Annotated in this window: 9 protein-coding genes; all 9 read right to left on the bottom strand. The window is 61.4% G+C overall.

Annotated elements, in window-relative coordinates; genetic code table 11:
* Nucleotides 1-8: 8 nt before the first annotated feature.
* The 9 genes from CFE428DRAFT_RS03750 to CFE428DRAFT_RS03710 all read right to left on the bottom strand — a co-directional run bounded on the left by CFE428DRAFT_RS03750 (nucleotide 9) and on the right by CFE428DRAFT_RS03710 (nucleotide 13,535).
* Entirely contained in the window at nucleotides 9-2,276 is a 2,268-nt protein-coding gene (locus CFE428DRAFT_RS03750; RefSeq protein WP_006978107.1) for a hypothetical protein, read from the bottom strand.
* A complete protein-coding gene (locus CFE428DRAFT_RS03745) occupies nucleotides 2,242-3,072 on the bottom strand; it encodes a hypothetical protein (RefSeq protein ID WP_006978106.1) in 831 nt (276 codons plus the stop codon). The genes CFE428DRAFT_RS03750 and CFE428DRAFT_RS03745 overlap by 35 nt, the downstream gene beginning before the upstream one ends.
* 61 nt (nucleotides 3,073-3,133) lie before the next feature.
* On the bottom strand, nucleotides 3,134-3,601 hold the full coding sequence (locus CFE428DRAFT_RS03740; RefSeq protein WP_006978105.1) for a hypothetical protein: 468 nt from the start codon (nucleotides 3,599-3,601) through the stop codon (nucleotides 3,134-3,136).
* Nucleotides 3,598-5,670, bottom strand: a complete 2,073-nt coding sequence (locus tag CFE428DRAFT_RS32905; RefSeq protein ID WP_006978104.1) for a BatA domain-containing protein — start codon at nucleotides 5,668-5,670, stop codon at nucleotides 3,598-3,600. The genes CFE428DRAFT_RS03740 and CFE428DRAFT_RS32905 overlap by 4 nt, the downstream gene beginning before the upstream one ends.
* Before the next feature lie 7 nt (nucleotides 5,671-5,677).
* Complete coding sequence (locus CFE428DRAFT_RS03730) at nucleotides 5,678-8,032, bottom strand: CehA/McbA family metallohydrolase (RefSeq protein WP_006978103.1); 2,355 nt, start codon at nucleotides 8,030-8,032, stop codon at nucleotides 5,678-5,680.
* 15 nt (nucleotides 8,033-8,047) lie between these two features.
* Complete coding sequence (locus CFE428DRAFT_RS03725; protein ID WP_006978102.1) at nucleotides 8,048-8,932, bottom strand: DUF58 domain-containing protein; 885 nt, start codon at nucleotides 8,930-8,932, stop codon at nucleotides 8,048-8,050.
* Nucleotides 8,933-8,992: 60 nt separating this feature from the next.
* Nucleotides 8,993-10,000, bottom strand: coding sequence for an AAA family ATPase (locus CFE428DRAFT_RS03720; RefSeq protein WP_006978101.1), 1,008 nt, complete (start codon nucleotides 9,998-10,000; stop codon nucleotides 8,993-8,995).
* Between the two features lie 26 nt (nucleotides 10,001-10,026).
* Nucleotides 10,027-10,953 carry a DUF4159 domain-containing protein gene (locus tag CFE428DRAFT_RS03715; protein WP_006978100.1) on the bottom strand — a complete coding sequence of 309 codons (927 nt, stop codon included), beginning with the start codon at nucleotides 10,951-10,953 and terminating at the stop codon, nucleotides 10,027-10,029.
* Nucleotides 10,954-10,955: 2 nt separating this feature from the next.
* The gene (locus CFE428DRAFT_RS03710; protein ID WP_162145225.1) at nucleotides 10,956-13,535 is read right to left on the bottom strand and encodes a tetratricopeptide repeat protein; all 2,580 of its coding nucleotides are present in this window, start codon (nucleotides 13,533-13,535) and stop codon (nucleotides 10,956-10,958) included.
* Nucleotides 13,536-13,598 lie beyond the last annotated feature (63 nt).

Below are 13,598 nucleotides of genomic sequence, written 5' to 3'. Positions count from 1 at the left end.
TGGCGGTTTCACGGATGCGCGCGATTTCGGCGCGGAGATTGGGATCGTCGACCCATTTCCTCGACGTTGCGCAGACGATCGGACCAATCGACGAAACGATCGCCGGTGAGAGGACCATCAAAGGTTGTATCGGCGCCACCGCCGCCATTGCCACCTCCATTGTTATTCGAGGAATTCTCGCCCGCCTGGCTGGCCAACTGCAGCAACCGACTCGCCGTTCGCGGACCGCCGCCATTGGCGTTGCGGGCAGACGGGGAACCACTTTTGCCTCCATTGCCGGCCTGCTGGGCGCTGGGATTTTCGCGTCCAGCGAATTGCTCCGGCGCGGAGGCTTCCTGTGGAGGCGCACCACCGGCTTGCTCGCCGGAGGCCTGGCCATTCTGCCCGCCCTTTCCCTGGCCTTTGCCCTGCCCTTTCGCGTCGGCGGTCTGATTTTCAGACGAGCCCTCGCCCTTTTGCTGCCCTTCCTCTTTCCCTTCGCCTTCGCCTTTCTGTTGACCCTCGCCTTTTTGCTGGCCCCCGGCCTTTTGGCTATCGGCAGTCTTCTGCTCGCGGTCTGCGGATTGCGGCGATCCTTGCTGGCCTGCCTTCCCTTGCTGCCCATCTTTGCCGGTCGGCTGCTGGCCTTCTTTCGAATTCGGCTCACCCGGTTGGTTTCCCGGCTGCTTTTCAGAATTCTGGGCAAGATCGGGACGAGCGCGGGCGATCTCGCGATCCAAATCCTTCTTCAGTTGATCGACTTCCGCTCGCGCCGCCCGCAAAGCATCGGCCTCATTGCCGAGCACGCTTTCGGCCGCCCGTTCTACGCCGGACTTGAGGTCGTCTATTTCCTGGTGGGCCTTTTGCTCGAACTGTCGTGCCTCGTTGGCGTAGCCGCGCTGGGCGAGTTCCTGGGTCTTCTCCAGGGTCTGATCCGTTCCCGCCTGGGTTGTCTTGCGCAACGAATCGTAAAGCTCCTTGGCGAGCAAGGGCTCCGCGGTTTCCGCCTGTTCGCTGATGTCTTTCATCTTCTCGGTCAGCTTCTTCAGGTCGCCTTCCTGCTTCGCAAATTTCTCGGTCAATTGCTCGCGTTCACTATTGCCGTCGAGCGTTGGCCGTTCCTGTTTGGCGGGCTGAGGTTGCAGCTTCTCCGCGAGCTCTTCCTGGTTCTGCGCCAGTTCCCGCGCGTCGCTCCGCATTTGCCGCATCTCCTCGTTGAATTGGCCACTGGTTTTCTTGCGAAATTCATCGTGCATCTGCTGGAGATCCCGCTGGGCGCGGGTGCCATTGGCGAGCGCTTGGGAAGTCGCGCCTTTTTCCATCGATTCGGCGGCCTGTTGCGCCTCACCGCGGATCTTGTCGAGTTGCTGGCGTTCGTCGGCCAATTGCGCCTGTTGCTGGGCCTGCTCCATCTTCTGCTTCGCTTCATCGATGTCCGAGAGCATCTGCTTTTCCTCTTCCTGCAGTCGCTTGAGTTGCCGGCGAATCTCTTCCTTTTGCTCCTCGGTCTTCGCGGCCTGCAATGCCGTCTGCAATTCCTTCAGCCGTTCATTGATGTCCTGCTGGCGTTGCGCGAGTTCCTTGAGCCGATTGAGAATGGCCAGTTGTTCGCGCTGCTGCTCGTTTTCCTGCGGTTTTGCCTCCTTGTTGGTCTCGTAGCGCTTCTTCTCATCCTTCATCTCCAATTGATCAAGCTGCCGCCGCTGGCGTTGCTGGGCCATGCCTTTGCCTTGCTGACTCTTGCTCCGGCGCACGCGGAACTCATGTGCCGCCAGCTTGAGCAGCGCATCATAGGCGGATTGCTGAGCGGTCAAGGCGTCGGGCAACGGCGCGGTGGTCGTCGCGGCCTTGGTCAGGCGATCGAGCGCCGTTTTCATCTGCTGCGCGGCATTTTCCGCGAACGCATGGACTTTCGGATCTTCGCTTTTGGAGACCAACTCGTTGGCTTTCTTCAACGCTTCGTCCTGCGAATCGCGGACGACCGGTTCGTCCTTGAGATATTTGGCGCTCGGCTTTTCGGGATCGTCTTCGGCGCGTTTCAAATTCCACGTCGCGCTGACGATCTGCTTTTGCATCTCCGCCAGCTTGGTCGCCTCGTTGTCCCCGCCGCCACCGCCGCCTTGTTGATCGTCACCACCGCTGTTATCAGGACGGAAGATTTCTTCGAACGGTCGCACCTCCGCGAAATACATGTCGGTGGCGGTGCGGCGCGTCTCGCCATTCGGTCCGACATCATCCGCCCACAGGAACCAGGAAATCAGCTCATCCGGCTTCACGCCCAGTTCTTCCAACTTCAAAAGATAGGTCGCCTCTTTCTTCTCGTCGGCACGGGGTATCGTGCCCCAGTTCGATCACCTTTTCTCCCTGGGCGGGCGACGTTGACGGTGAGCCCGTAGTGGGAGAGGCCGAAATCGTCCCAGACCTGGGCTTGAAAGGCGACTTCCTCGAGTGGGGGAGAGGCGCGGATCGCCTTTCGGAGTAATGAGTTTCAACTCCCGGCCGGCGATTGGGCAGCGCTTCGACAATGAATTGCGCCGGTAACTTGTTCGCCCGTCCGTTCACATCCACGAGTTTCACTTCATAGGTCTGGCTCGTTTTGAATGGAAAGTCCCGTAACTCGGCGACCGGTTTGTCTGCACTGACCGCAAGTTCCACCTTGGAGCCGTCCTTGGCGACGAGCGTCGCCGATTTCACCGGCTTGTTGAGTTGAAAGGCGACGTCGAGTTTCGTGCCCTCCACTGCGCTCACGCGGTGGGTATCCGGCACTTTCTTGTCCGGCAGTTTTGTGTAATCGGGATAGCGGAGCGTCGCATCCGCGCGATCGAGACGGGGATGCTCGAAGATTTTCACCGCGTAATCCCGAGTCGATTGACCCGAGTATTCGACATGATAAGTGAGATCGGTATCGACCTCCGGCAATCCGCCGCCGAAGACCGGGTCATCCAGATTTTTCACCAATGGGATGCGTTGGGCCGGCTGATTGAGAGGCTGAATGACCAACGTCGCTTCTCCTGGCGGACGGCTGTGAAAATCCGCCAGCACTACCAATCCGGAGCCGCGCTCTATCGTCGTGTCGCCGGGATTGATCGTCACGGCCGCCGTCTGTCGAAGCCTTCGCACTGTGCGCCCTGGCCGGCGTCGCTGTGCGAAAAACTCAACCCGAGCGCGGCGATGGGCAGAGCGGCAGGCGGTCAGGCGAAGACTCCACAGACGCCAGCCCGGCACCGCATCCAGCCAGTTCGATTTGCGGCTTTCCGCAGCGACCTGCTGCACGACTTGCTGCTGGAGGAAATTGAACCTGCCGGTTTTGGGATCGGGCTTCTGCTCGACTGCGGGTGATCAGCAACGCATGCAGTTCCGGATGCTGCTCCTCGATGCGCCGCGCGATGTTGCGGAAATCCGGCTGCCACAGGCGACCGAGCACGCGGGCGATCAAAAAGATGACGGCGCCGCACAGTGTGGCCAGCAGAGCCTTTGCCGGAATTGCCGTGCCGCGGGTGATTACTACCGCAACCCCGAGGGTCAGCAACGCGAGCCCGAGCACCAGCCAGCGCAGAGCGCGGAGTTGGCGATGCCGGGTAATGACCGGCTCGAGGGCAGTTTGGAGCAACGGCGTGATCATGTGGATGCTGTGGTTGAACCGCTGACTGTGCGGGAGAGTTTCCCGGCAAAAAGGGTTTCTAGCAACAATACAGCGAGCGCGGCCACGATGAGCCATCGCCAGAGCTTCTGTTGGTTTTCGATCTCCACGGCTTGCGCCCGGCCCTCGCGGCGGGCGGTTTCCACGGGTGTTTCGTGTGTCGTGCGGAGAGGAACAGCGAGCGCGAGCAAGCGCTCGGCGGAGAATGGCGCCAGACGGCTTTCCTCCGGCGAGAGATTGACGACGAAGCGTTGGGTGCCGGGCGACACCGTATAGATGCCCGGTTGATCGGCGTCGGAAAACTTCGCATCCGTTGCGATGGGAACTTCCCGATGATCGGGTTTTGTCACTGCCAGCGGCTGGGAACTGCGGGGCAGGGGAACTTCGTCGCCGACAAAATATTGCGCCTTTTGAGGCGGCAGATTGCTGCTCTGTTCGAGCAGCGCTTGCAGCAGTGGAACGAATTTCGACGAGAGCGCCAGTTGACTATCGACTGGCCGCCAACTGCTGGTGAAAACGATCACGCTGCCTTTGCCCAACGGCACCTGGACGACTGCGGGATCGCCGCTGTCGAATTGCGCGAGCGTCTGCGAGCCCGCGAGTGCCGCGGTGTCAAGGCGGCGATATTTCCACCAATGTATCTTGGCAAAGTCGCTGAAGCGCGGATCGGCAAATGGAGCAAACAACGGATGGCGAAAATCGATCTGCGCAAGCAAAGCGTAATCCTTGACCGTGGCTTCGGGAGTGGCGAGCGAAGGAAGTTCCAGGAGTTTGCCGAGGACATTGCCACTGGCGGCGGAGGTCAAAGGCACGACGACGATCTTCCCGTCGCGGGCAAACTGGCGGGCGGAGGCCACCGGGGCATCCGCGGATCCATCGCCTAAAACCACGAGCTGCGCCTGCTGGAGCTGATACGCAGGAACGGCGCCTTCGCCACGGTGAACCAGCATTTCGACATTCTGATGTGCCGTCTTGGGAAACGCGCGGCGCAGATAGTAAAGCGAGGCGTGGGTGTCTTCATCCGCATCCGCGCCGATGAAAAGCACGGGGAGTTGAGCGGGTTGGGGAGGCAGGATGTAAAGCGTGTTGTCGAATGGAGTGTCGTCGCCACTCAAGGTCAGGGCCGTGGCACCCGTTGGTGGCTTGGTGATGCGAACGATGCGCGCCTGGCCGGCCGGCACGTAAGCTTCGATCGCCGGCGTGCCTGCGGGAGCGCCCTGCCAGCGAAGCTGGAATTGTTCGCGCTTGGATTCAGCCGCATTCGTGACCCGCACGCGCAGCGGGACTTCCTCGCCCGGTTTGTCGTTTTCTTCGCTTTCCGAAAGCCATTGCATGGCGGCGTTTTCGCGCGCCTTGGCGGATACTGGATCGACGCTCACGCTGATGCCCCGGGGCCACTGATAGCCCTGCAGCCCGTCAAGCTGCGCTCCTTCCTGCATGTCGCTCACGAGCACGATCTCGCGCTTGTCCTGCAGCGATTCGTCGGCCTGGTCGAGAGCCTCGATACTCTGCAAGAGTGCGGCGTCGAGACGAGTCGCATTCCAGCTCGGGGTGACTGACGCCAGTCGTTGCACGGCGGCCGAAGCGCGTTCGTTCGGTGGCGTCTTCTTCCATTCCTCGAAACTCATCACCGTGCGGACTTCGCGGTCGAAGGCCAGCAGCGCGATTTCGTCCTGGGGATTCGCCGCGCCCAACCGTGCCTCTATTTTCGCCCGGGCATCGGCCCACAGGGTTTCCCGCCGCATGCTCGCGCTGGTATCCGCGAGGATCACGATGCGCTGGCCGGTACCCGGCGGTGGCCCGGGCAGGACGCGCTCGAGAAATGGCCGGGCAAAGGCCAGCGCGAGCAGCGCGAGGACGAGGCAACGCAGCAGGAGCAGGCCCACGTTCTCGAGTCGGCTACGCTTGGTCACACGGGGCGGCGACGGCTCGAGAAACATGAGCGTGCTGAACGGCGTCTTTTCCCGCGTCGTGCGACGGATGAGATGAAAGAGAATCGGCCCGACGACCGCGAGCGCCCCGAGGGCAAAGAGTGGGGCTAGAAAACTCATGCGGGGCTCAGTTGGCGGTGCATTCGGTGATCAGGCGATCGTACACTTCGCGGGCGTGATCGTAGGCCGCGCGGGCATCGGGCAATTCGGCGGCGGCGTAAGTGCGTTCCTTCTGTGACCAGCATTGATCGACACATTTGCGGCACCATTCCGCGCTCCGTTTCGAGGCGCGGATGGGCTGGCCATCCACCAGCACGAAGATCGGATTCGTGTGTGAGGAAGGCAGGATGCGGAGAGCGACCCAGCTGCTGCCCTCGATCGGGACGTCAAAGACCACATCCTGCAACGTCCCGTTGGCGGCGATGCGTTGCGTGCCTAAGGACTGCCCATTCACGATGACTTCGACCGGCACAGTCTGGCTATCCGCGATGCGCGCACGTTCGATGTTCCAGTAAGGCTTTTGTCCCACCGGCGCCTGGCGAATCTCTTCGTTCGGAGCGGGATTCAGGTGGCCGGCGACACGGGCGGTGACGTGTACCTGCGCCGGAGCGGGCAGTCGCAGCTCGCTGCCCTCTTCGCCCATCTGGGCTCCGTTCACGCGAAAATCGAGCAAGTGACTGAATCCGTCGCTCACGTAATTGCGCCCGGCCCGAATGCCTTCGCACCAGTCCTCATAGCTCCACTTTGGCGGCAGCTTCACATAGGAGCGGCCCAGTCCCACGCGTTCGCCATAGATGCACGGGAAGTCCGTCTCACCGCTGATGCGAGTACGGAAGCCGACGTTGAGCGTGTGATACCAGATATTCAGTTCCCACGGGTAAGGCGTATCGACCATCGACATGAAATCGACTGCGGGCGTCGGCTTTCCATCCGGGCCCGGCAGTTTATGGGTGACGTCCACGATGTACTCGTTGGCCCCGATGCCCGAGAACGGTGGGATGATATAATTTGGAAGCTCCGTCGTGGTTCGCGTTGGATTTTTCGGACTGAGGCGCTGCGGGTCGTCCTCGGGAATGGGTTGCAGGCCCCAGCCGGAGTGCGCCGGCCCGACCAGCGCCCCTTGGGCTTTTGCCCAGCGCAGCGTATTCAGGCCGAGTGTGGGCCAGTGGTTCTTGGAATCGCCGCCGGGGTAAATCTGATCGCGCAGCCGCAGCAGGCAGAGATGCCCGGAGCGATGTGATCCAAAGCCGCTGACCTCGATGTCGTAGCGAAGCAGGTAGGGAAACTGCGAAACCTTGTCCTCGTGCCCGGTGAAGAATTGCTTTTGATAATCGAAGCACGGACCCCAGGTCAGATTGCACCCGACTTTCAAGTCTTCACCGAGACAGTGCCGCATCATGTCCTGCGCCAGGACGCCCTCGGTGGGATTGGTGTAATGTGCACAACCGGCGGCGTGAATATGATGATCGCCGGACCACCAACCCAGTTGCGCCAGGTCGATCCAGCGGCGGACCTGGAAAGCGAGTTCGGAAGTCCCCGCATCGACATGGACGGGACGCGTTTCGGGTATCGATTCCGGTCCACGGGAAAACTCGATCGTGTAGTTCCCGTCCGGAAGGCGAATCTTGTCGCCGTCGGCGCGATAGATTTGCGGCTGAAAGCCGAAGTCCGGTGCGAGACGCTTGGCCGTCGAAGGATAAACCCGCTGCGCCTGGTCGTGGATGAGGAAGCTGCCGGTCGTTGGTACGCCGTGCTCATCGTGCACGCGCAGCTCGATTTCCCGAGCTGGCTTCGCGGTAAAGAGCACCGGCATCTCGCTGCGGAAGCCCAGGTCCTGCGTCCCTTGGCCGACGTCGACCGAGAGGGTGGCCTCGCGTTGGCCTGCATCGCGCGAATACAGCGAGACGAGCCGATATTCCAAACGCAGGCCACTCAGCGTGGCCTTGAGCGGCGGCTTGTCGAACGTCTGGAGATCCAGCCAAAGATCCGCTGCCTTGATCGGCTCTGCGTTGCCATTGCGTGGGCGCAATTTCAGGTCGGAGGCGTTGCGCACGAAGCCGCCACTGTAGACCGATTCGGCTTGAGGACTATAGACGTTCAGCGCCGAAGTCGCGCCGGATTCATTGGCGACTTTGACGAGAAATGTCGCCCAGCCTCGCTCCACCAGGATCGGCTGAGCACGACCGGGAACGACTTTCACCCGCATTTCCGGATTGATGTCTACGCCGAACAGGCAATGAGGATCGAGCACCGCTTGAATCTTCGCATTCGCGCTTTCGGGATCGGCGACGGCAGCTGCTACGGTGAGCGCGTCCATTTCGTCCTTGGTCAACGGAGAACCGAGGAGGGCGAGTGCATCCGTCAGTCGGTGAACCTGCGCGGTCAGCGGCTGCGGTTCCACGCCGGTGATGACCGGCAAATCTTCCGCGAAACCGACCAGCGGCGCGAGGAAGGCCGCAAGGAGAATGAAACGGGAGTTCATGGGAGGAAATCGTTTTTACGTCATGGCCGCCCGGCGGCGGATCACCTTGCCGCGGTCGGCGCGTGCTTTGAGAAAGTCGAAGAGGACGGTTTCCAGCGGATGCGTACTGGAAACCTGCACATGCAAGATGCCGAGCCCCTGGCAAGTCTCACGCAATGCCTCCAGATGAGCGGAGAAGCGGCGCACATAATTGGCCCGAGCCTGTGCCGGTTCGAGAAAGACATCGCGGCCGGTTTCGAGATCTTCGAACCGTGCGGCGGTTTGAAAATCGAAGTTCAATTCCGCGGGATCGAGCACCTGGAAAATGATGACTTCGTGGCCGCTGGCGGTGAGCAATCCCAGTGCACTCGCCAGGCGATCGATCGGTGCGAGGAGATCGCTGATCAGCACGATCATCCCACGTTTGCGGACGAGTTCTACGATCCGCCGCAACGGCGCCGTGAGGTCGGTGCTGCGACCCTCGGCCGGTTTTTCCAGCGCGAGCATGAGCTGTCGCAAGTGACCCGGTCGATGGCGTGCCGGCAGATATTCGCGCATGGCGCCATCGAAGGTCAGCAAGCCCGTGGCATCGCCCTGTTGAGCGAGAAACCAGGCGAGCGTGGCGGCCAGAGTGCGCGAATAATCCGCCTTCGAATAGCCGGTCGAACCGAAGGTCATCGAGCGGCTGAGATCGACCAGGAGGTGACAACGGAGATTCGTTTCGTCTTCGAATTTCTTGATGAAATAGCGATCCGTCCGACCCGCCAGTTTCCAGTCGAGATAGCGCGGATCATCTCCCGGCGTGTAAGGACGGTATTCAGTGAACTCGACCGAAAAGCCGTGATACGGCGAGCGATGCAACCCGTGCCAAAATCCCTCCACCACCGTGCGAGCCCGCAACTCGAGGTTACGGATCGACATTAGCGCCGCCGGGTCAAGCAGGCTTGAAGATGCGCGGGGCGTCGACTCGGACATAAGCGGTTACTTCACGCTCTCCAACACGCGCTCAATAATCCGGGCGACGCTGATGCCCTCGGCCTCGGCGCGATAATTGACGAGCACGCGGTGACGCAATACCGGCCCCGCCAGGGCGACGAGGTCTTCGCGTGTGACATGAGCCCGGCCATGCAAGAGCGCCCGGGCTTTCGCGCCGAGGGTGAGGAATTGCGCGGCCCGTGTCCCGGCGCCCCAACTGACCCAGTCATTCACGAAGGGCGGTGCCTCCGCCTGGCGCGGACGAGTCGCTGCGGCCAGTCGCACCGCGAAGCGGACGAGATCCTCGGCAATCGGCACCTTGCGGACCAGTGCGTGGAAAGCGAGGACGTCTTCGCCGGTGAAAAGGGTCTCGATCTTTTCCTCGCTGGCAGAGGTGGTCCGTTGAACGACCGCGACTTCGTCGTTCTCGGGGAGGTAGTCGATGACTACATTGAACATGAAGCGATCGAGCTGGGCTTCGGGAAGAGGATAGGTGCCTTCCATTTCGATCGGGTTCTGCGTGGCGAGGACGAAGAACGGCTCCGGCAGAGCATAGCGGCGCCCGCTCGCCGTGACCTGATGCTCCTGCATCGCTTCGAGGAGCGCGGCCTGAGTCTTGGGTGGCGTGCGGTTGATTTCATCCGCGAGGATCATGCTGCCGAAGATGGGGCCTTTAACGAACGACAGTTGCCGGCCCTCCGCGGTGTCCTGCAGGATCTCCACGCCGGTGATGTCGGTGGGCATGAGATCGGGCGTGAACTGGATACGGCGGAACTCGAGATGGAAGATTTGCGCGATGCTTTTGACGAGCAACGTCTTCGCCAGACCGGGCGCGCCCGTGATGAGGCAATGACCGCCCGCGAGCAGCGCGATGAGGATTTGTTCGATGACGTCCTGCTGACCGACGATCGCTTTACCGAGCTCCGCGAGAATGCGCGGCCGCGCGCTCTGCAGTTGCTCGAAGGTCTTGGCGTCAGGATCGGAAACCGGAACGGGAGGGGGTTGCTGGGTCATGGGTGGAAAAGTGAAAGGTGAAGAGCTTAGTGGGTCATCACGTAGAAGATGATGTTGATGCCCAACGGGAAGCCGCGCTTCTCCGAAAACTCGTGGAAGAAATAATCGTCCTCGCCCTCGCGTTCCCAGGCGTCGCCGTTGTCGCAGTTATGCGTGGCGAGGATCATGATGCGACCTTTGTCATCGAACAGGGCGCGTACGTGCATTTCGGTGCATGCCTCGCGGGTGCCATCTTTTTGGACGTGCGTCTCCCAAGTCACGCCGGTGTATTTGCTTTGCGCACCGAGACGTTCATTCGGGGTCTGCAGCTTGTTCTTCTCCGTGCCGAGATCGAAGACGCAGTGGAAAATCTCGTGGCTCATCGGCAGTTCGACGAAGTCGCGGTCCGGGAAGACACGCTTGATCTGTTCCGCCATGCCTTCCCACTGCCATTCACCCCAGAAATCGTCGACCATGAGGAAGCCGCCGTTCAGCAAATAGCGCCGCAGGATCGGCACCTCCTCATCACGCAACATCAACGCGCCCGGTTCGACCATGTAGATGAACGGATAGCGAAACAGCTCGGGGTCGGTCAGTCGCAGGATGCGTCCATTCGGATCGACCTTGATCGACGTCATCTGCTGGAGCCGGAACGAGAGGTTCAGGTCGCTGTCGGGAAAATCGGTGATCCAACTGCCCGCGCTCGGAGAGCCGTAGGGATCGCGATCGCGGATGATGCGGACGAAGGTAAAGACGTCGTGCGAGAATTCCGGCGGATTTTTCCACTCGGGCGTGCCGGTGCTGTGGGAAGCGATCTCGCGAGCGGTCGTGACGGTGCGCACGTCCACGGCGTCACCGCCTTCGGTGTAAAAAATCGGGCCGTCCATATTGCGGCGGCGCCGCTGCGCGTAGCCGATGCTCGCGGAAAGCACCACGAGCAGGAGGAGCAAAATGAGGAGGCGACGGCGGGGCATGGCTATTTAAGACCTTCGGCGGATCCCGGGTGCGCCGGTTTGCCGCCGGGTTCATCGATCTCGAGTAGAAGCTGCAGCGCGGCACGGAAACGTGGCGCGTCTTCCAGGGCGAGAAGCACCTCGCGCCTGGCCGCGGAATCGCCGACGGAATGGAGCAAACGAGCCAGCCGGTAATGAACCTCTGCCGGATCGCCGGGACCGATCTGCAGCAGGGTGCGATATTCGGCAATGGCTCCCAGCTTTTCCCCGAGTTCCTCGTGCGCATCGGCGGCGAACTGATGCGGAATCGGGCTCAACGGATTGACCGCACTGTAGCGCGCGGCGTTGGCCAGCACGCCGTGCCAATCTTTGTGCTCGGCGTCGATCTGCATGAGCCGTTCGAAGGCGTCGACGGCATCGCTGTTCAGTTCGATGAGCTTGTTGAGCATGGCGATTTCCTGGTCGCGCTCCTGCAGTATCCGATGCACTTGCGCGAGCATCGCGTAGGCGCTGTCGGCATCGTGTTGATTAGGGTAAAGCTCGATCAGCTTTTGCAGCGGGGCCTTCGCCTCCGCCCATTTCTTTTCTTCGATCAATTGCTTCGCCTGTTCGGTGAGCGCGGTGAAGTTGTCGGGATTCTTTGTGATGAAATCACTCAGTTGTTTGCCATTGGCGAAATCGCCGCTTCCCGGTGGTGTCCAGTCGAGCTTCGGCCCGGTGTTCTTCGCCAGTTCGATGGCGTGCGCGGCGAAATCCGCATCGAGTTTCTCGATCGGGGCGAAGCGATTGGCGAGGGCCGTATTGATCTCCACGCCTTGAGCCAGATCGGCGAGCAGCGCTTGCACCTTCTCGAGACCCCAATGCTCGACGAGCCATTCGACAACCAACGAGGATTCGTAATAGGCGAAGCCGAGATGCGCCGGCGACTTCGGCTTGAGAAAGGCCGCGCTCAGCTGGCTCACCGGCGTGAGGTCTTCACCGAGAATCATCGCCCGATAGCGCGGCTTCATTTGCTCGCCCCAGTTGCCCCGCGCCTGGCGTTCCTCGTAGACGCTGATGCCTTCGCTGAGCCAGCGCGGCATCTTGTTTTTGGTCAGGGTCAGCGTCACTACGTGACAGAACTCGTGCCACAGCACCGCCTCCCATGAATTCGGCGAATTGGGGCGCGAGGCCGGGCTGTTGGCGGTGATGACACGACCGAAACACACACCCAGATAACCCGCGCCGCCCGGCAAACCGAAGGTGCGGATCGCAAAATCTTTCTGGTCGGGAAAAATCTCGACGATCGTCTTATCGTGGAGCTGCAGGCCGTATTTCTTCGTGAGGGTGTCGTGCGCCCGCTCCAGCAACGCCAGCACACTCGGTCCATAGATCTGCGCCTCGTGCGGGTCCATCTTCACGCTGAAGTGCGCGCTGCTCAGCGTCTCGAAATGGGCGATGGCATCGTGCAGCTCGGTGAGATTGTAGGCCACCACGTCGTAAGGATCGGCCTTCTGCACCTCTTCGGCCAGTTGCCAGGCTTCGTCGTCGTGGCCGCCCAGGCGGAGCAGATCGTTGGCGAGTTGCGCCTTGGCCGGAAGATAGCTGGGATCCCATTTCAGGGCCTCGCGTTGCAGAGCCGCACCCTCGGCAAACCGATACTTCTGCGAAAGCTTTTTGCCGATGAGGTGCGGAATTTCCGGGTTCGTCGGCCAGAGTTGGAGCGCCTCGGCACGGGCGGCTTCTTCAGTTTTTGGATCGGCCTGCAAATTGGCCAGCACCGCCCGGTAGGCGTGCGCTTCGGCGAGGTGAGGATTGATCGCCAGTACCTTCGCTATCTCCCGGGCCGCTACGTCGTAGTTTTCACCGTCGATGAATTGATCGGCCATGAGCAATCGGGCCGGCAGGTGATTCGGGTTAAACTTCAACGTCTGCTCGAGCGCATTCTCCGCAGCCTCGGTATCGCTGGAGACATAGGCGCGGGCGAGTCCGAACCAGATGTCCGGATCTTCGCCAAACTTCTTCACTGCAGTGCCAAAAATCCGGCCAGCCAGCGCGAAATCGCTTTTGCTGAGCGCGAGTTCGCCGCTCACCAGGTAGGTGTCGCGGAAATCCGGCTGCGACTTGCGCAACGGGTCGAGGATGACATCGAGCACCTTCTTCGGATCCGTGCCAATGAGCAGCGCGGAGCGGGCGAGCGCCACGCGGTCTCCCGGCGAACGATAGGCCCATTCGCGAGAGCCGCCGAGACGGTCGAGTTCAGCCAGTTGCTTCGCGGCTTCCTCGGTCGCGCCGAGTCGACGGAGGGTTTCGTAGGAGAGGAGTCGCAACTGCAGGGAATTCGGCGAGTGCTCGATCGCGGGATCGAGGATGGCGCGAGCCTCCTGATAGCGCCCGACGGCATTCAATGCTTTTGCCTGGAGCAGCGGCCAGGCGTCTTCCTCGGGTTGATCGTGCGCACCGGTGGCCGCCGCGGTGATGGCCCCGGCATAGTCCCCATGCAGCAAAAGCGCCTGCGCCTCTTCGAGCGTCGCGGCGTGGAGCAAGGGAGCGCAGAGCAGGGCGACGGCCAGCCAGAGGACGTGTCGACGAAAGACCGTGCGGAGTGGGGGGCCAGGACGCACAAGCGGTATCATGGGTGGTCGACATCCTCAGCGAGCGCCCATTAGTGGCAAGTGGATTTTCGG

Source organism: Chthoniobacter flavus Ellin428, assembly GCF_000173075.1.
Classification (GTDB): domain Bacteria; phylum Verrucomicrobiota; class Verrucomicrobiia; order Chthoniobacterales; family Chthoniobacteraceae; genus Chthoniobacter; species Chthoniobacter flavus.
Note: the sequence above shows the minus strand (reverse complement) of the source record. Positions and strands in the feature narration are given on the sequence as shown.

Excerpts from the sequence above, each read along its gene's own strand:
- CFE428DRAFT_RS03720 (WP_006978101.1), bottom strand. The coding sequence starts at position 10,000 with ATGACCCAGCAACCCCCTCCCGTTCCGGTTTCCGATCCTGACGCCAAG.
- CFE428DRAFT_RS03740 (WP_006978105.1), bottom strand. The coding sequence starts at position 3,601 with ATGATCACGCCGTTGCTCCAAACTGCCCTCGAGCCGGTCATTACCCGG.
- CFE428DRAFT_RS03730 (WP_006978103.1), bottom strand. The coding sequence starts at position 8,032 with ATGAACTCCCGTTTCATTCTCCTTGCGGCCTTCCTCGCGCCGCTGGTC.
- CFE428DRAFT_RS03715 (WP_006978100.1), bottom strand. The coding sequence starts at position 10,953 with ATGCCCCGCCGTCGCCTCCTCATTTTGCTCCTCCTGCTCGTGGTGCTT.
- CFE428DRAFT_RS32905 (WP_006978104.1), bottom strand. The coding sequence starts at position 5,670 with ATGAGTTTTCTAGCCCCACTCTTTGCCCTCGGGGCGCTCGCGGTCGTC.
- CFE428DRAFT_RS03725 (WP_006978102.1), bottom strand. The coding sequence starts at position 8,932 with ATGTCGATCCGTAACCTCGAGTTGCGGGCTCGCACGGTGGTGGAGGGA.